At 73.9% G+C, this 23,657-nt stretch carries 21 protein-coding genes and 1 pseudogene; 6 read left to right on the forward strand and 16 right to left on the reverse strand.

The window, feature by feature from the left end; all coding sequences use genetic code 11:
• Positions 1-28: 28 nt before the first annotated feature.
• The 4 genes from ESG85_RS28025 to ESG85_RS28040 all read right to left on the reverse strand — a co-directional run bounded on the left by ESG85_RS28025 (position 29) and on the right by ESG85_RS28040 (position 4,055).
• Positions 29-1,210 carry an IS701 family transposase gene (locus ESG85_RS28025; protein ID WP_164986334.1) on the reverse strand — a complete coding sequence of 394 codons (1,182 nt, stop codon included), beginning with the start codon at positions 1,208-1,210 and terminating at the stop codon, positions 29-31.
• 404 nt (positions 1,211-1,614) lie between these two features.
• The gene (locus ESG85_RS28030; protein ID WP_128983964.1) at positions 1,615-2,184 is read right to left on the reverse strand and encodes a TetR/AcrR family transcriptional regulator; all 570 of its coding nucleotides are present in this window, start codon (positions 2,182-2,184) and stop codon (positions 1,615-1,617) included.
• Between the two features lie 306 nt (positions 2,185-2,490).
• Positions 2,491-3,456, reverse strand: coding sequence for an NAD-dependent epimerase/dehydratase family protein (locus ESG85_RS28035; RefSeq protein WP_128983965.1), 966 nt, complete (start codon positions 3,454-3,456; stop codon positions 2,491-2,493).
• The gene (locus ESG85_RS28040) at positions 3,453-4,055 is read right to left on the reverse strand and encodes a ScbR family autoregulator-binding transcription factor (protein WP_309548606.1); all 603 of its coding nucleotides are present in this window, start codon (positions 4,053-4,055) and stop codon (positions 3,453-3,455) included. The genes ESG85_RS28035 and ESG85_RS28040 overlap by 4 nt, the downstream gene beginning before the upstream one ends.
• Before the next feature lie 132 nt (positions 4,056-4,187).
• On the opposite strand from ESG85_RS28040, the gene ESG85_RS28045 reads away from it, so the two are divergent.
• Positions 4,188-5,135, forward strand: a complete 948-nt coding sequence (locus ESG85_RS28045) for a ScbA/BarX family gamma-butyrolactone biosynthesis protein (RefSeq protein ID WP_128983967.1) — start codon at positions 4,188-4,190, stop codon at positions 5,133-5,135.
• A 46-nt stretch (positions 5,136-5,181) separates the two neighbouring features.
• Here ESG85_RS28045 and ESG85_RS28050 read toward each other — a convergent pair whose 3' ends face one another.
• From ESG85_RS28050 to ESG85_RS28080, 7 genes are all read right to left on the reverse strand, one after another.
• Complete coding sequence (locus ESG85_RS28050; RefSeq protein WP_128983968.1) at positions 5,182-6,315, reverse strand: acyl-CoA dehydrogenase family protein; 1,134 nt, start codon at positions 6,313-6,315, stop codon at positions 5,182-5,184.
• Positions 6,312-8,213, reverse strand: a complete 1,902-nt coding sequence (locus tag ESG85_RS28055; RefSeq protein WP_128983969.1) for an acetyl/propionyl/methylcrotonyl-CoA carboxylase subunit alpha — start codon at positions 8,211-8,213, stop codon at positions 6,312-6,314. Before ESG85_RS28055 ends, ESG85_RS28050 begins: the two co-directional genes overlap by 4 nt.
• A gap of 7 nt (positions 8,214-8,220) precedes the next feature.
• Complete coding sequence (locus ESG85_RS28060; protein WP_128983970.1) at positions 8,221-9,819, reverse strand: acyl-CoA carboxylase subunit beta; 1,599 nt, start codon at positions 9,817-9,819, stop codon at positions 8,221-8,223.
• A complete protein-coding gene (locus ESG85_RS28065) occupies positions 9,816-11,507 on the reverse strand; it encodes an acyclic terpene utilization AtuA family protein (protein ID WP_128983971.1) in 1,692 nt (563 codons plus the stop codon). The genes ESG85_RS28060 and ESG85_RS28065 overlap by 4 nt, the downstream gene beginning before the upstream one ends.
• Complete coding sequence (locus ESG85_RS28070) at positions 11,504-12,298, reverse strand: TIGR03084 family metal-binding protein (RefSeq protein WP_128983972.1); 795 nt, start codon at positions 12,296-12,298, stop codon at positions 11,504-11,506. The genes ESG85_RS28065 and ESG85_RS28070 overlap by 4 nt, the downstream gene beginning before the upstream one ends.
• 311 nt (positions 12,299-12,609) lie before the next feature.
• Positions 12,610-12,789 carry a DUF1272 domain-containing protein gene (locus ESG85_RS28075; RefSeq protein WP_128983973.1) on the reverse strand — a complete coding sequence of 60 codons (180 nt, stop codon included), beginning with the start codon at positions 12,787-12,789 and terminating at the stop codon, positions 12,610-12,612.
• A 55-nt stretch (positions 12,790-12,844) separates the two neighbouring features.
• Positions 12,845-13,804: an EamA family transporter gene (locus tag ESG85_RS28080; RefSeq protein ID WP_128984012.1), complete on the reverse strand. Its 960-nt coding sequence runs from the start codon at positions 13,802-13,804 to the stop codon at positions 12,845-12,847.
• 241 nt (positions 13,805-14,045) lie between these two features.
• Between ESG85_RS28080 and ESG85_RS28085 the strand changes: the two genes are divergently transcribed.
• The gene (locus ESG85_RS28085) at positions 14,046-14,945 is read left to right on the forward strand and encodes a LysR family transcriptional regulator (RefSeq protein WP_128983974.1); all 900 of its coding nucleotides are present in this window, start codon (positions 14,046-14,048) and stop codon (positions 14,943-14,945) included.
• Between the two features lie 88 nt (positions 14,946-15,033).
• Entirely contained in the window at positions 15,034-15,900 is an 867-nt protein-coding gene (locus tag ESG85_RS28090; RefSeq protein ID WP_128983975.1) for a hypothetical protein, read from the forward strand.
• Between the two features lie 286 nt (positions 15,901-16,186).
• Here the strand turns inward: ESG85_RS28090 and ESG85_RS28100 are convergent, their stop codons facing one another.
• Entirely contained in the window at positions 16,187-18,910 is a 2,724-nt protein-coding gene (locus ESG85_RS28100) for an FAD-binding and (Fe-S)-binding domain-containing protein (protein WP_342781427.1), read from the reverse strand.
• Between the two features lie 336 nt (positions 18,911-19,246).
• Here ESG85_RS28100 and serC point away from each other — a divergent pair, with 336 nt between their 5' ends.
• On the forward strand, positions 19,247-20,365 hold the full coding sequence (serC, locus tag ESG85_RS28105; RefSeq protein ID WP_128983977.1) for a phosphoserine transaminase: 1,119 nt from the start codon (positions 19,247-19,249) through the stop codon (positions 20,363-20,365).
• Between the two features lie 114 nt (positions 20,366-20,479).
• Here serC and ESG85_RS28110 read toward each other — a convergent pair whose 3' ends face one another.
• Entirely contained in the window at positions 20,480-21,553 is a 1,074-nt protein-coding gene (locus tag ESG85_RS28110) for an SdiA-regulated/phytase-like domain-containing protein (RefSeq protein ID WP_128983978.1), read from the reverse strand.
• A 92-nt stretch (positions 21,554-21,645) separates the two neighbouring features.
• On the opposite strand from ESG85_RS28110, the gene ESG85_RS28115 reads away from it, so the two are divergent.
• Positions 21,646-22,374 (forward strand): GDSL-type esterase/lipase family protein, encoded by a 729-nt coding sequence (locus tag ESG85_RS28115; protein ID WP_128983979.1) that lies wholly within the window; start codon positions 21,646-21,648, stop codon positions 22,372-22,374.
• A 178-nt stretch (positions 22,375-22,552) separates the two neighbouring features.
• Here the strand turns inward: ESG85_RS28115 and ESG85_RS28120 are convergent.
• Positions 22,553-22,732 (reverse strand): annotated as a pseudogene (locus tag ESG85_RS28120) (aldo/keto reductase); the annotation flags it as partial.
• A 22-nt stretch (positions 22,733-22,754) separates the two neighbouring features.
• Between ESG85_RS28120 and ESG85_RS28125 the strand changes: the two are divergent.
• Positions 22,755-23,096 (forward strand): recombinase family protein, encoded by a 342-nt coding sequence (locus tag ESG85_RS28125; protein ID WP_281288089.1) that lies wholly within the window; start codon positions 22,755-22,757, stop codon positions 23,094-23,096.
• Positions 23,097-23,174: 78 nt separating this feature from the next.
• On the opposite strand, the gene ESG85_RS37110 is transcribed toward ESG85_RS28125, so the two are convergent.
• Positions 23,175-23,396: a DUF7848 domain-containing protein gene (locus tag ESG85_RS37110; protein ID WP_445081986.1), complete on the reverse strand. Its 222-nt coding sequence runs from the start codon at positions 23,394-23,396 to the stop codon at positions 23,175-23,177.
• Positions 23,396-23,599 carry a hypothetical protein gene (locus ESG85_RS28135; RefSeq protein WP_246095333.1) on the reverse strand — a complete coding sequence of 68 codons (204 nt, stop codon included), beginning with the start codon at positions 23,597-23,599 and terminating at the stop codon, positions 23,396-23,398. Before ESG85_RS28135 ends, ESG85_RS37110 begins: the two co-directional genes overlap by 1 nt.
• Positions 23,600-23,657: the final 58 nt, after the last annotated feature.

Here is a 23,657-nt window from a genome sequence, read left to right on the forward strand (position 1 = left end):
GCGGGTGTGCGGGTGTGCGGGTGTGCGGCTACGCCGACAGCAGGTCCATGGTCCGGCCGAACTCGTTCTCCCTGGCCCAGCCCGCGGGCAGGCCGAGGTCCTCGTACTCGTCGGAGGCGGCGGTGAGCCGGCTGAAGGCGAAGGCCGCCGAGACGAGCGTCATGTGGTGGTGCCAGCCGGGGAAGGACCGGCCCTCGAAGTCCCGCAGACCGAAGCCGCGTTCGAGCCGGTCGACGGTCTCGCCGGCCGCGGCGGTGCGGTCGGTGTACCGCATGAGCTCGCCGACCGGCCGGTCCACGATGTTGGTGAGCCACAGCCGCCCGAGACCGTTCGCCCGGGTGCCGGGACCGGCGAACAGCCGGAAGGGCCGGGGGCGCTGCTCGTCGCGTGTGAACGGCAGCTGTACCAGCTGGTTGCGGACCAGGCCCCGCACCGGACGCTCCGGACCGGCCGTCGCGCCCAGCATCCGGACCGCCGCGCGCGGCTGGGCGCGCACGGGCCGGGCGCCGGTGAAGGGGGCGAGCGGCAGGCCGTCGGGAACGGCGACGACGAAGTCGCGGCGCGCCCGCATCAGGCCGTGCAGCAGCGGGCGTACGTCGAGGTATCCGTCGACGTCGACGACCACCGGGACGGGCTCGTGCCGCGAGGACCCGACCAGCAGCTCGACCAGCCGCAGGACGTGGGACTCGGGCCGGGCCGCGGCGGCGTCGGGAATCCGGGCCCGTTCCCGCAGGTCGCCCTGGGCCCAGGCCTCGGGCAGCAGCAGGCTCCAGCCGACCGGGAAGTCGCCGGCGTCGGTCGACATGAACAGGCCGGTGCCGATCTGGCAGTTGACGGTGCGTCCGGTGTGCGGGATGAACCGGCGGTGCACGCCGCACGACTTGTCGCCGCGCTTGGGCAGGACGACCGGCGCGATCGTCCAGGCGCGGGGCCGCACCCGGCCTTCGGTCCAGTGCCGCAACCGGTCGCAGACCGGCGTCCAGTCCCACGGGCTCTCGTTGATGAACTGGTGCAGCGCCTGCGACGCCGTCGGCGAGTCGCTCGCGGCGGCGGCGAGACGGCGCATCGACTTCTTTCCGGGTGTGGTGAGCAGGCCCAGCACATAGGCGTGGGCCCATCTGCGCTGGTCGATCCTGCGCAGATGTCCGAAGAGCTGGTCAGTGAACCGGTTGACGGAATCCGCTCCCCCGGATCCGGCTGTCCCCCTCATACCTTCTCCCTCTCTCGGTGCGTCAGCTCCGTGTGGGCTGTGCATCAGAATAAAGAGAATGAGCACTATTTTCTTCTGGGCGAGGACTTTTCGGCCGCGACTTCGCCAACTCGCCCGCCGGCCGGAGGGGCGGGACCACCGCCCGCGCCAGGGCATGCGTGAGCGACCGCACGCCGTCGGCGTGCGGTCGGGAGACGTACGGATCAGCCGAGGGCGGCCTGCGGACCAGGGCTGGGGACGACGTACGGATCGGGGCCGAGGACCCACGTACGGATCAGTCGGAGGGCGACCTGGGGATCAGGCTGAGGGCAACCTGGGGATCAAGGCCGAGGACGACGTCCGGATCAGACTGAGGACCACGTTCGGATCGGTCCGAGGCCGTTCGGATCAGTCCGAAAGCGGCCTCATACGGGCAGGCCCTCGGCGAACCGCTGCCACAGACGGGCCAGTTCCTGCCGGACCGTGTCCACCGAGCGGCCGGCCCGCATCCGGGCCCCGGTACCGGCCAGGAGGTAGGCGATCAGCAGCCGGACGTCGGCCACGACCGCGTCGTCCGCCCCGCCCGCGCGGGCCCGTTCCATCGCGTGGTCGAGGGCCGGCCGCCAGGCCTCCTCCCAGGACGCGCACTCGTCGGGACACTCGTCCATGAGGCGTACGGTCGCCCGGGCGTGGACGTCCTGTTCGAGGAGGGCGGCGAGGACCTGGGTGAGCCGCTCGGCGGCGGCCAGGCCCGGGTCGGCGATCCGCTCGACCTCGCCCACCGCCGCGCGGGCGGCCTCGACGCCCGCGTCGGCGACCGCGCGGGCCAGCTCGTCCTTGGACAGGAAGTGGAAGGTCAGCGCGCCCGAGGTCACTCCGGCTGCGGTGGAGATCTTGGCCACGGTGGCGCCGGCGTAGCCGAGCCGGGCGAACTCGCCCGCGGCGGCGGTGATCAGGGCCGACCGGGTCTGCCGCGCCCGTACCTGCCTCACCACGCCGGCACGCCCCGGTACGGGAGGGCGGTTCCGGACGACCGGGTGTCCCCGGCCCTTCGCTCGAGCCGCACGGCACCTCCCGCACTCCTCCGGCCGCCGCTTCCTCCGGCCGTCTTCCGTCACAACACCCCAACCGTAGCGAGAGATTCCGTACACCTTGATCGATCTCCCGCTCGTGGGAACGGCTTTGGCAGGTTGCGCCGCTCGGCGGCCCGCCGCCGGGCCCCGGGGCCGGTGTCCACCCGCCCGCGCCCGCGGCCATCCCCTCACGCCGCCCCCTCACGCCGCCCCCTCACCCCGCGTCCCTCACGCCGCCGCCGGGACCGCGTCGGCGCCGCGACGCCGGGCCAGGTGTGCGCGGTACCAGGGCGCCGCCGCCGTGAGCCGGGCCAGCGGGCCGGGGCCCGCGGTGGCGCGGCTCGCGATCCAGATGCCGTCGCTGCGGTACCAGTGGTCGCCCGCCAGCAGGGCGAACTGGCGCTCGCTCACCCCGCCCGGGCCGCTGCGCAGCCGCTCCAGGCACTCCTGCCACGACCAGTCGGCCAGCGCGGCGGGCAGCACGTGGAGTTCGGACAGCCTGGCCATCAGGTCGGCGTTGCGCACGGGCGTGGGGTGGCTGGCGTGGTGGACGCCGGTGGGGACCGGGCCCGGAGCCAGGACGAGCGCCGCGATCAGCCGGGCGAGGTCGTTGGCGTCGACCATGGACAGCAGCCCGCGGCCGCCGTCCCAGCGGGCGGGCACCAGCTCGAGCAGGTCGGCGAGCGCGGGCACCACCCACCGGTCGCCGGCGCCGGTGACCAGGCCCGGCCGCAGCACCGTACCGCCCGCGGCGAGCACCGTCCGCTCGCCCGCCAGGCGGGACCGGCTGGCCGGGGACAGCGGTGCGGGCTCGACCGCGTTCTCGGTGATGCCGCGGTGCGGGCCCGCGCCGTAGACGGCGGCCGTGGACAGCTGGACGATGCGGCGCACCCCGGCCCGCTCGGCCTCGGCGACGAGGGCCGCGGTGCCACGGTGGTTGACCGCGTCGCAGGCGTTCGTGTCGCCCGTGACCAGGGCTGCCAGGTGCACGAGGACGTCGACGCCGCGGGCGATCCCGCGCAGGGAGCCGGGGTCGGCCAGGTCGGCCCGGCGGCAGGCGACTCCCGGGACGCTGCCCGAGCGTCCCGCCACGACCACGTCGATCCCGTGGCCGGCGCGGCCGGCCTCCACGAGCCGGCGCAGTACCTTCGAGCCGATGAAACCGGTGGCCCCGGTCACCAGGACGGTGGTCATCGTGTGCTGCCTTCCTCTCCGTAGGTGGTGAACTCGAGACGCCCGATGACGTCGGCGGGGGCGAGTCCGGGCAGCAGGCACCGCCACATGCTCGTGATGCGCCGGGGCAGGTCGGCCCGGCCGCTGGCGAGCTGCGACATGATCTGCGCGCCGGTGAAGGCGGCCACCAGCGTGGAGGCGAACGCGCCGGTGTCGGCGTCGGGCAGGAGTTCGCCGCGCCCGCGCGCCTCGTCGAGCTCCTCGCCGAACCGCTCGGCCCACCACTCGTAGATCGAGTACTCCTGCAGCCCCGCCTCGCTCTGCTCGACCGCGAGCCGGACGCCCGCGCGGAGCAGGGTGTTCCGCTGCAGCTCCGACGCCAGGTACAGGGTCAGGTCGAGGAGGTGCTGCAGGCCCGGCTCGCCCTCGGGAAAGTCCAGGTCGGCGGCCTGTTCCTGGATCACGGCACGGGCCAGGCCCTCCTTCGAGCGGAAGTGGAAGTAGACCGCGCCGGTCGTCACACCGGCCCGGTCGATGATCTTGGTGATGCTCGCCCCGGGGTAGCCGACCTCGCCGAACACCTCCGCCGCCGCGCGCAGCAGCACCTCACGTGTGCGCACTGCCCGCTCCTGCATGACCCGAGACATCAAGTTCACCTTTCCTCATCAAAAAAGAATCATCACTATGTTAAATTCATCGCCCGCCAAGCACTAGTCAGGGCGCACCAGTTGAGTCAGTAGGGGAGAACTGGCATGTCACAGCTGCACCTTGCGCACGACCGGACCGACGAGGCGTACGGAGTCCCGACCCTCGTCGCCCAGAGGCACACCCACAAGACGAACCCGGACGAGGTCCTGCTCACCGAATGGGAGCGGACCGGCGAACACGCCTTCCTGGTACGGGCCAACTGGCCCAGAAGCCACGCCTTCTACACCGCCCGGAACGGGCTGCACGACCCGATGCTGCTCAGCGAGACGGTGCGGCAGGCCCTGCCGCTGCTCTCGCACGTCGGCTACGACATACCCCTGGGCCACCAGCTGCTGTGGCACGACTTCCGCTGGGAGCTCGAGCCCTCCGCGCTGTTAGTCGCCGGGCGGACGAGCGAGGTCGAGCTGCACGTCACGTGCTCGGAGCTGAAGTACCGCCGGGGGAGGGCGGCATCGATGCTCCTGACGGCCCACGTGTACCGGGAGGGCCGGGCGCTCGCCCGCACCCGCACCCGGTTCGCCATCCAGGACCGCGCCATCTACGAGCGGCTGCGCGGACAGTACGCCGACATCGAGCTGGCCAACGCCCGGGCGCTGCCGCCCGCGCCCCCGGTGCCCGCGCCCGCCGTGGGCCGCAGCCGCGCCGCGGACGTCGCCCTGTCCCCCGTCGGCCGGCCGAACCGGTGGCTGCTGCGGGTGGACACCGGCCACCCCATCCTCTTCGACCACCGCGTCGACCACGTGCCCGGCATGCTGCTGCTGGAGGCGAGCCGTCAGGCGGCGCAGGCCATGGCGGCGCCGCGGTCGAGCGTGATCGTCGGCATGGACAGCGCCTTCATCCGGTACGCCGAACTCGACGCGCCCTGCCGGATCCACGCCCACCGCTACACCGCCGACGAGGCGGGACGGCGGCGCGTGCTGGTCACCGCCCACCAGCACGAGGCGGAGATCTTCACCAACATCGTCACCCTGGTCGCCGCACCCCAGGACTGACGCCCCGGGGCACCCCGGGACCGACGCCCGGCGTGCCCCGTCCCGCTCAGTACGACTTGGGCAGGCCCAGGGTCTGGTGGGACACGTAGTTCAGGATCATCTCCCGGCTGACCGGCGCGATCCGCGCCACGCGGGACGCCGTGACCAGCCGGGCGAGACCGAACTCGCGCGTGAGGCCGTTGCCGCCGAGGGTGTGGACGGCCTGGTCGACGGCCCTCACGCAGGCCTCGGCGGCGGCGTACTTCGCCATGTTGGCGGCCTCGCCCGCCGCCAGGTCGTCGCCCGCGTCGTACAGGGCGGCGGCCTTGCGCATCATCAGCCGGGCGAGTTCGAGCTCGATGTGGGACTGCGCCAAGGGGTGCGCTATGGCCTGGTGGGCCCCGATCGGGGCCTTCCAGACCTGGCGCTCCTTGGCGTACTTCACGGCCTGCGCGAGGGCGTGGCGGCCCATGCCGATCGCGAAGGCGGCGGTCATGATGCGCTCCGGGTTGAGTCCGGCGAAGAGCTGGAGCAGGCCCGCGTCCTCGTCGCCGACGAGCGCGTCGGCGGGCAGCCGGACGTCGTCGAGGACGAGTTCGAACTGCTTCTCGTCCGCGGCCAGTTCCATGTCGATGACGCGCCGGCCGAAGCCGGGCGTGTCGCGCGGGACGACGAAGAGACAGGCCTTGAGGCTGCCGGTGCGGGCGTCCGAGGTGCGGCCGACGACGAGGGTCGCGTCGGCGATGTCGACACCGGAGACGAAGACCTTGCGGCCGTTGAGGACCCAGCCGTCCTCGGTGCGGGTGGCCGTGGTCGTGATGCGGTGGGAGTTGGAGCCCGCGTCCGGCTCGGTGATGCCGAAGGCCATGGTGCGCGAGCCGTCGGCGAGTCCGGGCAGCCAGGCCGCCTTCTGCGCGTCCGTGCCGAAGCGGGCGATGACCGTGCCGCAGATCGCGGGCGAGACGATCATCATCAGGAGCGGCGCGCCGGCCGCGCCCGCCTCCTCCAGGACGATGGACAGCTCGGCCATGCCGCCGCCCCCGCCGCCGTACTCCTCGGGCAGGTTGACGCCGAGGTAGCCGAGCTTGCCCGCCTCGGCCCACAGGGACGCCCGGTCGAAACCGGGGCCGTGACGGTGGCCGAGGGCGGCCACGGCGGCGCGGAGGGCGGTGTGTTCCGGTGACTCGATGAGCGTGCTCATGCCGAGGTTTCCTCCTGGGCTTCGGTCGGTACGCCGGCCCGGTCTTCGGGCTGTACGACGGCGAGCAGGGCGCCGACCTCGACCTGGCGGCCGGGGGCGGCGTGGAGCGCGGTGAGCGTGCCGGCGGCCGGAGCGGTGACCCGGTGCTCCATCTTCATGGCCTCCAGCCACAGCAGCGGCTGTCCGGCCGCCACCCGGTCGCCGACGGCGAGGCCCTCGGCGATCCGGACGACGGTGCCGGGCATCGGCGCGAGCAGCGAGCCGGGCTCCCGCCGACCGGCCGGGTCGGTGAACCGCGGCCGTACGGCGAACCGGTGCGGGCCGACGTGGACGGTGCCGTCGCCGTACGCCGCCACGTCGAAGGTCCGGACGACTCCGCCGGCTTCGAGGCGGACGGCGGCCGGCGTGACGGACACGGCGCGGACGCCGTCGGGCGCGGTGACGGTGTAGCCGGTACGGCCGTGCCGGTAGCGCACCTGGTGGTCGCCGTACGTCTTCACCTGGTCCTGCGACGGCAGGTTCCGCCAGCCCCCGAACCGGCCGGCGCCCAGCGCCGCGTCGGCCAGGGCGGCGGCCACCGCCGCGTGCGCCGCGTCGGCCCGGGGCCGGGTCAGGGCGTCGAGGTGCCGTCCGTAGAAACCGGTGTCGAGCAGGCCGGGATCCCGGAAACCGGGGTGCCGCAGCGAGGCGACGAGGAGGTCCCGGTTGGTGACCGGGCCGTGGATCCGGGCCCGGTCCAGGACGTGCGCCAGCCTGCGGACGGCGGCGTCCCGCGTCGGCGCGTGCACGACGACCTTGGCCAGCATCGCGTCGTAGTGCACGGGCACCGAGTCCCCGGAGGCGTACCCGGTGTCGACCCGCACGCCCGGCCCCGTCGGGAACTCCAGGGCGTGCAGCACTCCGGTCTGCGGCGTCCAGCCGGCCGCCGGATCCTCCGCGTAGAGGCGGGCCTCGATCGCGTGCCCCCGGGCGGCCGGCGGCTCCGGGTCCAGCGCCGTGCCCTCCGCGACCGCGATCTGCAGGGCGACCAGGTCCACGCCGTGGACCTCCTCCGTCACGGGGTGCTCGACCTGGAGGCGGGTGTTCATCTCCAGGAAGTGCGCCCGGCCGCCGGCGACGAGGAACTCGACCGTGCCCGCGCCGACGTAGCCGACGGCCTTCGCGGCGGCGGCCGAGCGCTCGTACAGCTCGGCGGTGAGCGCGGCCGGCAGGCCGGGCGCCGGGGCCTCCTCGATCACCTTCTGGTGGCGGCGCTGGAGCGAGCAGTCCCGGGTGCCGAGGGTCCACACGGTGCCGTGGACGTCGGCGAGTACCTGCACCTCGACGTGCCGGCCGTCCTCCACGTACGGCTCGACGAACACCTCGCCGTCCCCGAACGCGCTCAGCGCCTCCGCCGACGCCGCCGCCAACTCGCCCTTCAGCGCGTCGAGTTCCCGGACGACGCGCATGCCGCGCCCGCCGCCGCCCGCCGCCGCCTTCACCAGGACCGGCAGGTCCGCCCCGGTGACGTCCGTCAGCGGCGGGATGCCCATCAGCTCCTTGGCGCGGGTCTTCGACGCCATCGCCTCGATCGCCTCCGGCGGCGGCCCGATCCACACCAGTCCGGCGGCCGTCACCGCCCGCGCGAACTCCGCGTTCTCCGACAGGAATCCGTAACCGGGATGCACGGCGTCGGCGCCGGCCGCGAGGGCCGCCGCCACCACCAGGTCGCCGCGCAGATACGTGTCGGCGGGCGCCGCGCCCGGCAGCCGTACCGCCGCGTCGGCCTCCCGGACGTGCAGGGCGCCCGCGTCCGCGTCGGAGTACACCGCCACCGTCCCGATGCCCAGCTCGCGGCAGGTGCGGAAGACCCGGCAGGCGATCTCGCCGCGGTTCGCCACCAGAACTGAAGAGATCACCAGAGCCTCACATTCGGAAGACGCCGAAGCCGCCGCGCGCGCCCTCGACCGGTGCAGTGTGGATCGCGGACAGGCAGAGCCCGAGGACCGTCCGCGTGTCGCGCGGGTCGATGACCCCGTCGTCGTACAGCCGCCCGGACAGGAACACCGGCAGCGACTCGCTCTCGATCTGCGCCTCGACGAACGCCCGCATCCCGGCGTCCTGCTCCTCGTCGTACGGCTGCCCCTTGGCCTCCGCGGAGGCGCGCGCCACGATCGACAGCACGCCCGCGAGCTGCTGCGGGCCCATGACCGCCGACTTGGCGCTCGGCCAGGCGAAGAGGAACCGCGGGTCGTACGCCCTGCCGCACATGCCGTAGTGCCCGGCGCCGTACGAGGCGCCCATGAGGACCGACAGGTGCGGCACGCGCGAGTTCGCCACCGCGTTGATCATCATCGCCCCGTGCTTGATGATGCCGCCCTGCTCGTACTCCCTGCCCACCATGTAGCCGGTCGTGTTGTGGAGGAAGAGCAGCGGGATGTCGCGCTGGTTGGCGAGCTGGATGAACTGCGCCGCCTTCTGCGACTCGGCGGAGAACAGCACGCCCTGCGCGTTGGCGAGCACGCCCACCGGATAGCCGTGCAGCTCCGCCCAGCCCGTCACCAGACTCGTCCCGTACAGCGGCTTGAACTCGTCGAAGTCGGAGCCGTCGACGATCCGGGCGATCACCTCGCGCGGGTCGAACGGCGTCTTGAGGTCGCCCGGGACGATCCCGAGCAGCTCCTCCTCGTCGTACTTCGGCGGCTCGGCCGGCAGCGGATCCGGGTGCGCCTTGCGGTGGTGGAGGCGGGCGACGATCCGGCGGGCCTGACGCAGCGCGTCGGCCTCGTCGACGGCGTAGTGGTCGGCGAGGCCGCTGGTCCGCGCGTGCATCCGCGCGCCGCCGAGCGACTCGTCGTCGCTCTCCTCGCCCGTCGCCATCCTCACCAGCGGCGGCCCGCCCAGGAAGACCTTCGACCGCTCCTCGATCATCACGGTGTGGTCGGACATGCCGGGGACGTACGCGCCGCCGGCCGTCGAGTTGCCGAAGACGACCGCGACCGTCGGGATCCCGGCGGCGGACAGCCGGGTGAGGTCGCGGAAGAGCGCCCCGCCGGGGATGAAGATCTCCTTCTGGGAGGGCAGGTCGGCGCCGCCGGACTCGACGAGCGAGACGACCGGAAGCCGGTTGGCGAACGCGATCTCGTTCGCGCGCAGCGCCTTCTTCAGCGTCCACGGGTTGGAGGCCCCGCCGCGCACGGTCGGGTCGTTCGCGGTGATGACGCACTCGACGCCCTCGATCACCCCGATCCCGGTCACCAGGGACGCCCCCACGGGATAGTCGCTGCCCCAGGCCGCGAGCGGCGACAGTTCCAGGAACGGGCTGTCCGGGTCGACCAGCAGCTCGATCCGCTCGCGGGCCAGCAGCTTGCCGCGCCCGCGGTGCCGTTCGACGTACTTCTCGCCGCCGCCGGCCAGCGCCTTGGCGTGCTCGGCGTCGAGCGCGGCGAGCTTCTCCAGCATGGCGGCGCGATGGGCCGCGTAGTCGGGTCCGCCGGTGTCGAGGGCGGAGGCGAGGACGGTCACAGCAGTTCCTCCGGTATGTCCACGTGGCGGGAGCGGAGCCATTCGCCGAGGGCCTTGGCCTGCGGGTCGAACCGGGCCTGCGAGGCCACGCCCTCGCCGAGCAGGCCGGTCACGGTGAAGTTGAGGGCCCTGAGTCCGGGCAGGACGTGCCGGGTGACCGCCAGGTCACGGGTCTCCGGGAGGAGTTCGCGGAACCGCTCGACGGTGAGGGCGTGCGCGAGCCAGCGCCAGGCGCGGTCGCCGCGGACCCAGACGCCGACGTTGGCGTCCCCTCCCTTGTCGCCGCTGCGGGCCCCGGCGACCCGCCCGAGCGGCGCCCGGCGCACCGGCCCCGGCGGCAGCGGCTCGGGCGGCTCCGGTTCGGGTACGGCGACGAGCTCGCGGTTCCCGGGCGGTACGGGCACGGGGACGCGGGCCCCGTCGGGCAGCACGGCCGTGTGCGGGACGTCGCCGGCCGGCACGTACGCGGTCTCGAACACCCCGTAGGGGGCGCCCTTGCCGGGCGGCGCGGTGACGTGGAAGCCGGGGTAGCCGGCGAGGGCGAGCTCGATCGCGGCCCCCGTCAGGGCCCGGCCGACCTTCTCCGGGTCCTGGTCGCGGACGACGAGGCGGAGCAGCGCGCTGGCGGTCTCCTCGGTGGGCGCGTCCTCCCGGTCGGTCCGCACCAGCTCCCAGCGGACGTCGGCCGGCGGCGACGCGGCGAGGGCGTCCCCGATCTGCCCCCGCACCAGCTCCGCCTTGGCCTCGATGTCGAGCCCGGTGAGCACGAACACGACCTCGTTGCGGAAGCCGCCGAGGCGGCACAGGCCCGCCTTGAGCGTGGGCGGCGGCGCCTCGCCCCGCACCCCGTCGATCCGCACCCGGTCCGGACCCTCCTGGGTGAGGCGTACGGAGTCGAGGCGGGCGGTCACGTCGGGCCCCGGGTAGCGGGCGCCGGCCGTCTCGTACAGGAGCTGGGCGGTGACGGTGCCGACGTCGACGACCCCGCCCGTGCCCGGGTGCTTGGTGATCACCGCGCTGCCGTCGGCGTGGAGCTCGGCGAGCGGGAAGCCGGGGCGGCGCAGGACGGCCGGGTCGTGGTCGGTGAAGAAGGCGTAGTTGCCGCCGGTGGCCTGCGTGCCGCACTCCAGGACGTGTCCGGCGACGACCGCGCCCGCCAGCTCGTCGTACGCCTCCGGGCCCCAGCCGAAGAACCACTGCGCGGGTCCGGTGACCAGTGCGGCGTCGGTCACCCGGCCGGTGACGACGACGTCAGCGCCGGCGCTGAGGCAGGCGGCGATGCCGGCGCCGCCGAGATAGGCGTTGGCCGCGAGGACACCGGGCCCTGCGGGCAGCCGGTCGCCCTCGACGTGGGCGATCCGGGCGGGCACGCCGAGCCGGTCGGCGAGCGTGCGCAGCGCGTCGGCGAGACCGGCCGGGTTGAGCCCGCCGGCGTTGGCGACGATCCGCACGCCGCGGTCGTGGGCGAGCCCGAGCCCCTCCTCCATCTGCCGCAGAAACGTCCTGGCGTATCCGGCGGAAGGATCCTTCAGCAGGTCGCGACCGAGGATGAGCATGGTCAGCTCGGCGAGGTAGTCGCCGGTGAGGACGTCGAGCCCGCCCTCGGGACCGCCGCCGGTCAGCATCTCCCGTACGGCGTCGAAGCGGTCGCCGTAGAAGCCCGAGGCGTTGCCGATCCGCAGGATCACGCGCCATCCTCCCTGCGCGCCCGGCCCTCGCCCGCGGGACCGGCGAACGCCTGCGCGATGCCGAGCCAGTGCTCGGCGTCGGCGCCGCGGGCGACCAGCGCGGTGTCGGCGCGGTGCACCCGCTGGGTGACGAGCAGACAGAAGTCGAGCGCCGGCCCGGTGATCGCCTGCGCCGCGTCGGCGGGCCCGTACGCCCACCGCTCCCCGCCCGGACCGGTCAGCTCGACGCGGAACGGCTCGGCGGGCGGCCTGAGCCCGCGCACCAGGTACGCGTAGTCCCGGGCCCGCAGCCCGATCCAGGCCACGTGCCGCAGCCGGGCCGTCGGCTCCCGTACGACCCCGAGCGCGTCGGCCACGTCCTGGCCGTGCGCCCAGGTCTCCATCAGACGGGCGGTGGCGAGGGACACGGCGCTCATGGCGGGCCCGTACCAGGGGAAACGCGTCCCGGGCGGGGCCTCGCGCAGCACCCGGTGCAGCTCCTCCCGGCCCGCGCGCCAGCGGGCGAGCAGCTCGCCCGGCGGCAGGGCCGCGCCCTCCTCGGCGCCGTCGTCGACGAACCGGTCGGGCGCGACGAGCGCCTTCTCGGTCGCGGCGGCGAAGGCCTCCGGGTCGGTCGCCGCGAGCAGCGCGGCGGCGTCGGTCCAGGCGAGGTGCGCGATCTGATGGGCGACGGTCCAGCGCGGCGCGGGCGTGGGCAAGGCCCACTGCTCGCCGCTCAGCTCCCTCACCAGAGCGTCGACTTCCTCGCTCTCGGCACGCAGGTCGTCGAGGACGACGACGGGATCGGACACGGTGCGCTCCCCTCGGGGCGGGCGGGCCACGGACGTGCGTGAGGAGCATGGCAGCAGGGGAAGAAACAATCAAGCGTGCTTGCTTGGGATGTTGCGGGGGCGGGTCCCGGGGGACGCGGGCGAGGCGAGCGAGGCGCGGGCGACGGGGGCGCGGGCGAGCGAGGCGAGCGAGGCGAGCGAGGGCGACGGGGGGCGCGGGCGAGGGCAACGGGGGGCGAGCGAGGCGCGGGCGACGGGGGCGCGGGCCCGGAACGGCAACGGGGCCGCTGTCGCGGCCCCGTGGGGGTGGTGTGGTGGGCGTCGGCGCGGGCTCAGGCGGCGCGGCGGGGGCGGGCGACGAGCTCGCCGCCGCAGTTGGGGCAGACGTCGTCCATCGCGTCCGAGCAGGGGACGCAGAAGGTGCACTCGTACGTGCAGATCCGGGCGGGTGCGTCGACGGGCAGGGCGGTCTTCTCGCAGCGTTCGCAACGCTCGCGCATCTCCAGGGCCATGCCGACCATCCTGCGGCCGGGCCCGTGGCGGCGGAAACCGGCCACGGGCCAGGGATCAACGGGATCGGGCCACCTGGGTCCGTACGGCGCCCATGCTGGCCGCGATGACGAGGCCGATGGCCAGCGCGTCGGCCAGGCCGAGGGCCTGGTGGAGGACGAGGAAGCCGGCGGTGGCGGCGATGGCCGGTTCCAGGCTCATGAGGATGGCGAAGGTGGGCGCGGGCAGGCGGCGCAGGGCGAGGAGTTCGAGGGTGTAGGGCAGGACGGAGGACATCAGGGCGACGCCGAGGCCGAGGCCGATCGTCGACGGTTCGAGCAGCTTGTCGCCGGCGGAGGCGATGCCGAAGGGCAGGCTGATGACCGCGCCGACGGCCATCGCGAGGGCGAGGCCGTCGGCCTGCGGGAAGCGGCGGCCGGTGCGGGCGCTGAAGACGATGTACGCGGCCCACATGGCGCCCGCGGCGAGCGCGAATCCGGCGCCGGCCGGGTCGAGCCGGTCGAAGCCGCCGCCGTGGGCGCCGCTGAGCAGGACGACGCCGGCGAGGGCGAGTCCGGCCCACAGGAGGTTCACGAGGCGGCGGGAGGCGATGACGGAGAGGGCGAGCGGGCCGAGGACCTCGAGCGTGACGGCGGCGCCGAGCGGGATCCGGGCGACGGAGAGGTAGAACAGGATGTTCATGCCGGACATGGCGGCGCCGAAGGCGAGCACGGTGCCCCAGTCGGCGCGGCCGTAGCCGCGGACCCTGGGCCGGCAGGCGATCAGCAGGACGGCGGCGGCGAGCACGAGCCGCAGGGTGACGACGCCGAGGGCGCCGGCACGCGGCATGAGGAGCACGGCGACGGCGGAACCGAACTGCACGGACAGCCCGCCGGCGACGACGAGCGCGACGGGCCCGAGGCGACGGGCGGCGCGGGGACCGCCGGAGGCGTCACCGGCGGACCCCGCCGGTCCGGGCGACCCGGCGGCGGGGATGGCGGAGGGTCCGGCGGCCGGGGCTGCCGGGCGGGCGGACATGTCCTTGACCGGGCTCTCCACCGGCGTGCTCCTCAGCCTTGCAGGGGTGCGGGGGCCACGGACGGCCACCACCGAAGGGTCCATCACACTGAACCTTCCGGTCCAGCATAATGGACCGCCCTCGAGGCCCCGCCCACGGCGGGCGGGCACCCGGAAGCCGGAAGACGGCGCCAGGAACCCCGACAGGACAGCTGAATCAGACCTTCCGCTTCACGCTACGACTCCGGGCGCGGCACCGGAAATGCCGATCGCACTGCGGTTATGCTCCGCACGCATGAGCCGCACCAGCATCGAGCTCCGCCACCTGCGCTGCTTCCTGGCCATCGCGGAGGAGGGCAACCTGACCCGGGCCGCCGCGCGGATCCACCTCACCCAGCCCGCCGTGTCCCGGACGCTCGCGTCCCTGGAGAAGCAGCTCGGCGCCCGGCTCGTCGACCGCTCCACGCACCACCTCGCGCTGACGCCCGAGGGCCGCGCCTTCCGGGACCGGGCGGCGGCGGCGATCGCCGCGTTCGACGCGGCCGTCGATCCGGGCCGGCTCCACCACCGCCCGCTCCGGCTGGGCCACGCCTGGTCGGCCTTCGGCCCGTACACCACGCCCCTCCTGCGCCGCTGGCAGCGGGAACACCCCGAGACCCCGCTCGAACTGCTCCGGATCGACGACCGCACGGCGGGACTGCTGCGCGGCGAGGTGGACGCGGCACTGCTGCGCGGCCCCGTGGAGATCCCGGGCCTGGCGACCGAGCAACTGCTCACGGAACCCCGCGTGGCCGCCGTCCCGGCCGACGGCCCGCTCGCCGCGCGCCCGGAACTCACCCTGGCGGACCTGGCGGCGGAGACGGCGATCCTGAACACGGTCTCCGGCGCGACCACCCTCGACCTCTGGCCGCCCGACGCGCGCCCCCGTACGACCCTCACCGTCGCCAACACCGACGACTGGCTGACGGCGATCGCGGCGGGCCGCGGCATCGGCGTCTCCTCGGCCTCGACGGCCACCCTCCACCCCCACCCCGGCGTCACCTACCGCCCCCTCCCCGACGCCCCGCCCCTCCCGCTCCTCCTGACCTGGCGGGAGGACTCCCCCCACCCGGCGACGAGGGCCCTGGCGGATCTGGCCCGAAGGGTCGCGGGCGAAGCCTGAGGCCACGCCGTACGCGAAGATCACCCACAAGGGTGGTCATATGCCAAAGGCATATTCCAACCCACCGAAGCGCCCCTACGTTCGCCCCATGGTCACTTCCCCGCACGAGACCTCGCACCGGATCTTCCAGGACCGCCCCGAGCTCCTGCCCCCGGTCTTCGAGATCCTCGGCGTACCGCTGCCCAGAAAGGCCACGGTCGAGGTCATCAGTCCGGACGCCACCGAGATCCGCCCCCTGGAGCGTCGTGTCGACAGCGTTCTGCGCGTCGAACCGCCCGACGGCGACGGATTCCTCCTGACCATCGAGGCACAAGGCCGAAAGGACCGGGAGAAGGCGTCGAGCTGGACGTACTACCTGGGCTACCTCGGCGCCAAGTACGACCTCCCGGTCCTCCTGCTCGTGGTCTGCAAGGACCGCGCCACGGCGCGCTGGGCGGCAGGGCCGTTCCGCGGCGGCTACGGCACCTGGACGTCGATCGTCATCCACCCGCTGGTCCTCGGCCCGGACAACGTCCCGGTGATCACGGACGCGGCCGAGGCATCGCGGAACCTGGCCATGACGGCCTTCAGCGCGATGACTCATGGCACGCACCAGCAGGCCCCGGCCATACTGGAGGCACTGGCACAGGCCTTGGGCACGGCCGACCAGGCCTCCTTCAAGTACTACTCGGAAATCATGGAGATCGGCCTGGGCAACACCCCGGCCAGGGACACCTGGAGGAAACTGATGGCTGTAGGGACCTACTTCCCGGGCCGGGGCACCCTGGTCGAGGAGACGTTCCTCGAAGGCAAGGCCGAAGGCAAGGCCGAGTCGATCCTGGCCGTGCTCGCGGCACGCGGCATCGACGTTCCCGAAGACGACGCCCGGCGGATCGCGGAGTGCACCGACACCAGGACCCTCGACCTGTGGCTCCAGCGGGCGGTCACGGCCGCGAGCGCGGCCGAGGTCTTCTGATGGCGCGCTCCACGGGCACCTGTTACCCCGGCCGGGGCACGTTCGTCGAGGAGACATATCTCAAGGGCAAGGCGCACGGCCTCAGTGATTCCGTGCTGCGCGTGTTCGCCGTGCGGGGTCTCGTGCTGCCCGATGCCGTGGCCGAGCACATCCACGACTGCACCGACCTCGACACGCTCCACTGGTGGCTCGAACACGCCGCCACCGTGGAACCGCCCGCCCTCGCGGACGTGACGGAAGCAGACGCGACCGCCGGGGCCTGCGGAGAGGGCCCCGGTGAGAAACGTCAGTCCGCCGAGTCTTCCCCATGGCCCTCGTCTTCCCCATGGCCCTCGCCGTCCCCGTGGCCCTCGCCGTCCCCGTAGCCCTCGTCCAGCGCCTCCGCCAGCACCTCCGCCACGTGGCGCGGGTGCCGTTCCGGTGCCAGGTGGGTGATCTGGGTGCGGCAGGAGAAACCGTCGGCGAGGGTGAGGGCGTCGGGAGGGGCCGCGTGGAGGGACGGGAGGAGCTGGTCCTCGGCGCAGGCGACGGAGACCTCGTAGTGGCCCGGTTCGAAGCCGAAGTTGCCCGCGAGACCGCAGCAGCCGCCCGCCGGTTCGCCCACCAGGCCCGCCCGTTCCCGTAGCCGGCGGTCCGCCGCGTCGCCCAGGACCGCGTGCTGGTGACAGTGGGTCTGGCCGGTGACGGGGCGGGCGACGCGCGGCGGCGCCCAGTCCGGCGCGAGTTCCTCCAGCGCCTCCGCGAAGGTGCGCACCGCCCCCGCCAGCCGCGCCGCGCGCGGGTCGTCCGGCAGCAGCTCCGGCAGGTCGGCGCGCAGGGCCGCCGCACAGGACGGTTCCAGGACCACCACCGGCCCCTCCACGTCCGCCATGACGTCGAGGGTGCGGCGCATCACCCGCCGCGCCGCCGCCGGCCGGCCCGTCGACACGTAGGTGAGCCCGCAGCACACCCGCCCCGGCGGCAGCGCGATCCCGAGGCCCGCGGCCTCCAGGACCCGCACCGCCGCCGCGCCCACCTGCGGCGCCAGATGGTCGGTGAAGGTGTCCGGCCACAGCGTGAGGACCGGCGGGCGGCCCGAGGCCCGTTCCCCGAACCACGACACGAAGGACCGCTCCGCCACCCTCGGCAGCGGCCGCTCCGGCGTGACGCCCGCCAGCCGCGCCGCGAACGGCAGCCGCGTCGCCGCGTTCAGGCCCGTACCGAACCGGTCGAGCAGCCGCGGCAGACCGCCCATCGTCCAGTGCGCCCGCGGCCGCTTCCACGGCCGCCCCGCGTAGTACCCGGCCAGGAACTCCGTCTTGTACGCGGCCATGTCGACGCCCACCGGGCAGTCGCTGCGGCAGCCCTTGCACGACAGGCACAGGTCCAGCGCGTCCCTGACCTCCTCCGACCGCAGCCCGTCCGTGACGATCTCCCCGAGCGCCATCTCGTGGAGCAGCCGCGCCCGGCCGCGCGTGGAGTGCTTCTCCTCCCCCGTCGCACGGTACGAGGGGCACATCACCCCCGGACCCGAACCCGGGCCCTCCACCCGGCACTTGGCCACGCCGACACAGCGCGCGACCTCCCGGCCGAGCCCCACCAGCGGCAGCCCTTCGAACCGCAGCCCGGAGTCCAGCGGCTCCGGCCGCACCAGCACGCCCGGGTTCAGACCGCCGTCCGGGTCCCACAGGTCCTTCACCTCGCCGAACAGGGCGACGAGCTCGTCCCCGTACATCCTCGGCAGCAGCTCCGCCCGCGCCTTCCCGTCCCCGTGCTCGCCGGACAGCGAACCCCCGTGCGCCACCACGAGGTCGGCCACCGCCTCCGAGAACTCCCGGAAACGGCCCACGCCTTCACCCGTCCACAGGTCGAAGTCGATCCGGACGTGGACGCAACCGTCACCGAAGTGCCCGTACGGCGTGCCGCACAGCCCGAACTCCGCCAACAGGCCCCGGAACTCCCGCAGATACGCCCCGAGCCGGGCCGGCGGCACCGCGCAGTCCTCCCACCCGGGCCACGCCTCCGCGCCGTCCGGCATCCTCGTCGCCGTCCCCGCCGCGTCCTCCCGGATCCGCCACAGCGCCCGCTGCCCGGCGGGATCGGTGACCCGTACGGAGTCCAGCGCGTCCGCCGCCCGTACGAGCTCCGCCGCCGCCCCGTGCCCGTCCACCTCCACGAACAGCCACGCGCCGCCCCGCGGCAGTCCCTCCGCGCCCCGGCCGCGCACCAGGTCCGCGGCCATCCCCTCCACGGTCAGCGGCCGGTACGGCAACAGGCCGGCCGCCGCGTCGGCCGCCGCGCCCTCGTCCGCGTACCCGAGGACCACCAGCACCGGCTCCGCCGGCAGCGGCACCAGCCGCACCACCGCCTCCGTGAGCACCCCGAGCGTGCCCTCGCTGCCGCAGAAGGAACGGGCCACGTCCGCGCCCCGCTCGGGCAGCAGCGCGTCGAGCGCGTACCCGGAGATGCGGCGCGGCAGCCCGGCCGGATAACCGGTCCGCAGCAGCGCCGTCCGGCCCGCCACCAGCTCCCGCAGCCCGGCGGGCGCGCCCCGCCACTCCGGCCCGAGGCGCAGCCGCCGTCCGTCGTAGGTGACGACGTCCAGCTCCCGCACGTTGTCGGCCGTCGTGCCCCAGGCCACCGAGTGCGCGCCGCACGCGTTGTTGCCGATCATTCCGCCGAGGGTGCAGCGGCTGTGCGTGGACGGGTCGGGGCCGAACGTCAGCCCGTACGGGCGGGCCGCCGCCCGCAGCCGGTCGAGCACGAGACCCGGCCGGACGACGGCCGTACGCGCCTCGGGGTCGACCGCCACCAGGTCACCCATGTGGCGGGTGAAGTCGAGCACGACACCCGTGCCGGTGGCCTGCCCGCCGATGGAGGTGCCGCCGCCGCGGGCGACGACCGGCACGCCGTGCGCACGGCAGACCGCCAGCGCGGCGGCGACGTCGTCGGCGTCACGCGGGGCGACGACGCCGAGCGGGACGCGCCGGTAGTTCGAGGCGTCCATCGAGGTCAGCGCGCGTGCGGCCACGGAGAAGTCGACGTCACCGGCGACGGCGGCGCGCAGCTCGCGCGCGAGCGCGGCGGCCGAACCGGCGGATGCGGTCGAACCGGCGACCGCGGCAGCGACCGGGGCAGCGGCACTGGCGACGGCAGCCGCATCCGCCGCCCCAGCCCCAGCCCCAGCCCCAGCCCCAGCCCCAGCCCCAGCCCCAGCCCCAGCCGGAGTCTCCGCCCCGGAACCCGTCCCCGGCCCTTGTCCGATCCCGTTCTCGTGTGATCCCACGACTACACAGTGTCTCAGCCGTTGTCTCATCCGGCGGACATCCCTCAGCCCCGGCTTGCCCGAACCGATACGCTCCGCCTCGTGGCCGATATCCAGATTCCCGCTGACATCAAGCCCGCCGATGGCCGTTTCGGCGCGGGCCCCTCCAAGGTGCGTACGGAGGCGCTGGACGCCCTGGCCGCCACCGGCACCTCGCTCCTCGGTACCTCTCACCGCCAGGCTCCGGTCAAGAACCTGGTCGGCGAGGTGCGTGCCGGCATCCGTGACCTCTTCTCGCTCCCCGAGGGCTACGAGGTGATCCTGGGCAACGGCGGGTCGACCGCCTTCTGGGACATCGCGACCCACGGCCTGATCGAGAACAAGTCGCAGCACCTCACCTTCGGCGAGTTCTCCTCCAAGTTCGCGAAGGCCGCGAAGCTGGCCCCCTGGCTGGCCGAGCCGACCGTGATCTCCTCCGACCCGGGCACCCACCCGGAGCCGGTGGCCGAGGCGGGCGTCGACGTCTACGCCTACACCCACAACGAGACCTCCACCGGTGTCGCCGCCCCGCTGAAGCGGGTCGCGGGCGCCGACGAGGGCGCACTCGTCCTCGTGGACGCGACCTCGGGCGCCGGCGGTCTGCCGGTCGACATCACCGAGACCGACGTCTACTACTTCGCCCCGCAGAAGTCCTTCGCCGCCGACGGCGGCCTGTGGCTCGCGGCGTTCTCGCCGGCGGCCCTGGAGCGCGCGGCCCGCGTCCACGCCTCCGGCCGCCACGTCCCGGAGTTCTTCAGCCTGCCGACCGCGATCGACAACTCGCTGAAGAACCAGACGTACAACACCCCGGCACTCGCCACCCTCTTCCTGCTGAACGAGCAGCTGAAGTGGATCAACGGCCAGGGCGGCCTCGACTGGGCCGTGGCCCGGACGAAGGAGTCCTCGGACGCGCTGTACGGCTGGGCCGAGGAGTCCAAGTACGCGACGCCGTTCGTCACCGACCCGGCGAAGCGCTCGCAGGTCATCGGCACGATCGACTTCGCGGACGAGATCGACGCGGCGGCCGTCGCCAAGGCGCTGCGCGCCAACGGCATCGTGGACACCGAGCCCTACCGCAAGCTGGGCCGCAACCAGCTGCGCATCGCGATGTTCCCGGCGATCGACCCGGCGGACGTGCGGGCGCTGACGGCCTGCATCGACTACGTGATCGAGAAGCTGTAGCAGCGGGAGGAGGCGCGAGGGGGAACCCTTCGCACCCCGCCCGCACGAGGGGCCCGGCACGGACCGCACGGTCCGCGGCCGGGCCCCTCGCCCATGCCGCTCACGGCTGCGGCGTCACTCCCCGCGCCGGAACATCCGCTTCAGCCCCACCACGACGACGGTGGCCAGACCGAGGATGACGACGCCGAGGCTGAAGTCCCCCTGCTCGCCACCGCCTCCGCCGCTCGCGGAGGGACCCGAGGGCCCGGCGGAGCCGGCGCCCGGCGCGTGCGGACCGCCGGAGGCACCGGACGTGCCGGCGCCGCCGGACGAGCCCGACCCGTTCGTGTCACCGCCCCGCGACGACGACCCGCCGTCCCGCCCGTCCCCGCTCCCGCCCTGGCGCTCGACGCGGATCACCCGGCTCCCCCGCCCCTCCGCGCCGAACATCAGCGCCGAGCCGTCCCTCGTGTACGTCACCGACTCCGCCTGGCCCTGGAACGGCGCGCCGACGGAGGTGCCGTCGTCGCCGAGGCGGCCGTCCTTCCACGCGTACTCCCGGGCCAGGAGGTAGCCGCGCAGGACCAGCCGGCCGCCGTCCGGCGAGAAGGCGCCGTCGGTCACCCAGGGGACGTCCCCGATGCGCCGGAAGACGTTGGTGCGGGAGGCGTCGAGCCGCTCGGGGCCGGCGTAGAGACCGCCGCCGTCCTCGTTCTTGCTGGCGATGTAGACCCGGCCGGTCTTCGGATGCACCATCAGGGCCTCCGCGTTGCGGGGCCCGTCGGCGTACTCCACGTCGTACTGGGTGGCCCGTACGGTCTGGTCGCGCAGCTGCTTCGGCTCGGGGAAGCGGTAGATCCAGACGTGGTCCCACGAGCCGTCGAGGTTGTCGCCGATGTCGCCGACGTAGATGTCGCCGTCCGGGCCGACGGAGATGGCCTCCATGTCGCGGGGCGTGCCGACCCCGGTCAGGGTGAGGGTCGCGACGGTCTTTCCCGTACGGGAGTCGATGCCGTAGATCAGGGGCGCGTCCTGGTCGTTGTGCGTCCAGTAGACGCCGGGGTGGGCACGGCTGGCGGCGAGGCCGCTGGACTCGGTGATCCGGGGATCCTGGACGGTGAAGTCCCGGTCGGCGTCCGCGGCGCCCGCGGGGGCGGCCGTCAGTCCGATGAGGGCCGCCGTTCCCAGGACGCACAGAGCAGTTCGCATGCCGACCAGCCTGCCACGGCGGCGGCCGCGGCGGCGCGTGGTGTCGGGGGTCACGTCGCCGCCGCGGCCGGGCGTCGGTGATGATGTGCCCCATGCGTTTTCTGTTCGTCGGCGACAGCATGACCATCGGACGCGCCGGCGACTTCACCTGGCGGTACCGGATGTGGCAGCACCTGGAGACCGTGCTGCCCGGGCCCGGCGGATACGAGATCACCGGCCCGCGCACCGCGCTGTACGAGCCGGCCGACGACGCGGCCACCTCGCACGCCTACGCCGCCCCGGACTTCCCGGACGCCGCCCGCCGCCATCTGGCGGGCTGGGGCGAGGGCTGGCTGCACATGGCACCGCTCGTCGGCGCGGCGGTGCGGGAGACGCGGGCGGACGTGCTGCTGGTCTCGCTCGGCCTGATAGACCTCGGCTTCTACACCAACAGCGACCAGACGGCCGAGAACGTCCGCGCCTTCCTGACCGCCGCCCGCGCCGCGAACCCGCACGTCCGCGCGGTCATGCTGCCGGTGATCCCCAATGTCCGCGCCGAGTACGACGCGCCCTTCGCCGCCGAGTGCGCCCGCTTCAACGAACTCCTCGCGAAGACGGTCGCCGACCTGGACACGGCCGCCTCACCGCTCCTCCTGGCGACGGTCCCGGAGTCGTACGACATCCACCAGGACACCTACGACGGCACCCACCCGGGTCCGACGGGCGAACACAAACTGGCCTCCGCCTTCGCCGACGCCATGCACCAGGCCTGGGGCCTGGGCGGTCCGTACCGGGCGCAGGACGTCGCCGTCACGGCAGACGAGGCGTGCCCGTCCACGTGATCGTGGCCCCCTCCACGGGTCGGTGCAGCGCCCCCACGAAGCCCGGGGGCGACCAGTGCACCGAGGAGGTGCGGGTGCCCTCTTCGGCACCGACCTCGATCCGACCCAGACCCGGCTGGATCTCGTCCTCGACACCGCCGGGTTCCCCCGTGACCGACCCGGCGGAACCCGGCGCCCCAGCGACCCGGGAGGCGACCCAGCCCTCGGCCGGGCGCCCGCCCTGGGCGCCCTTCGCGTGCTCCTTCCGGAGCACCCCGCCGAGCAGACCGCCGGCCGGCGGCGACCACGGGATGACGCCGACGCCGTACTCCTGGGCGGCCGGGATCACCTCCATCTCGGCGCGCCGCTCGTAGAGGCTCGGCCGGTCGTTCATCGACCTTGTGTCCATCGTCGATGGCCTGCGCGAGCGCGGCATAGGTTTCCGCGTGCTCGATGGTGCTCTCTCGTCCGTCGACACCACGTCGGCCGACGGACGCCTGTTCTTCCAGATCATCGCGGCCACGGCGGAGTTCGAGCGATCGCTCATCAAGGACCGCACGCGGGCCGGGCTGGAAGCGGCCAAGGCGCAGGGCCGGACCGGCGGCCGGCCGGCCGTGGTGGACGAGGACGTGCTCACCGTGGCTCGTGCCAGGAAGGCCAAGGGGGAGAACGTCAGCGCCATCGCCAAGGCCCTCGGCGTCTCCCGAGCCACGCTGTACCGACACCTGGGAGAGAACGCCTGAGGCAGGCACACAGCAGTGCAGACAGGCCCTCGGCCCTACGTCGGGGGCCGTTGTCGTACATGGACGTACAACAACGCCTTACTCAGCCCGCACCACCATGGCGAACGACGTACAGATCCGCCGGAAGCCGCGATGGTTGCTCAGGCCGGTGTGACTCATGCACTCGACGTCGACCGCCGCACTGTCCGTCGATGGCTCCGCCTTCCACTTGCAGTGCAGGCACTCCGCTTCGAAGGTCACGTCCGTGTCCGGATGCTGCGCGATCCGGTGTGTCACGAACCGCAGGACCGCGCGTGACATCACTCGGCCCCGTGGTCTTCCCGGAGGTGCGTGCGGAGCACGACGTTCGTGTCCGTCGCCTTCGAGTAGTCGCCGACCGATCGGGCGTTGGCTCGGGTCACGGCGACGCCGAGGCACTGCCGACAGCCTGCGACGGGGTTCGGATCTCCCTCCGGAAGGGTCAGGTTCACCGGCCCTGCCATCGTCGTCTTGGGTGTGCTCATCCGTGCGACCTCCCGACTGTTCGCCTGCCGAAGGATGATCCCCCGGGGTGCGCACGGG

It is taken from the genome of Streptomyces roseicoloratus (assembly GCF_004117935.1).
Classification (GTDB): domain Bacteria; phylum Actinomycetota; class Actinomycetes; order Streptomycetales; family Streptomycetaceae; genus Streptomyces; species Streptomyces roseicoloratus.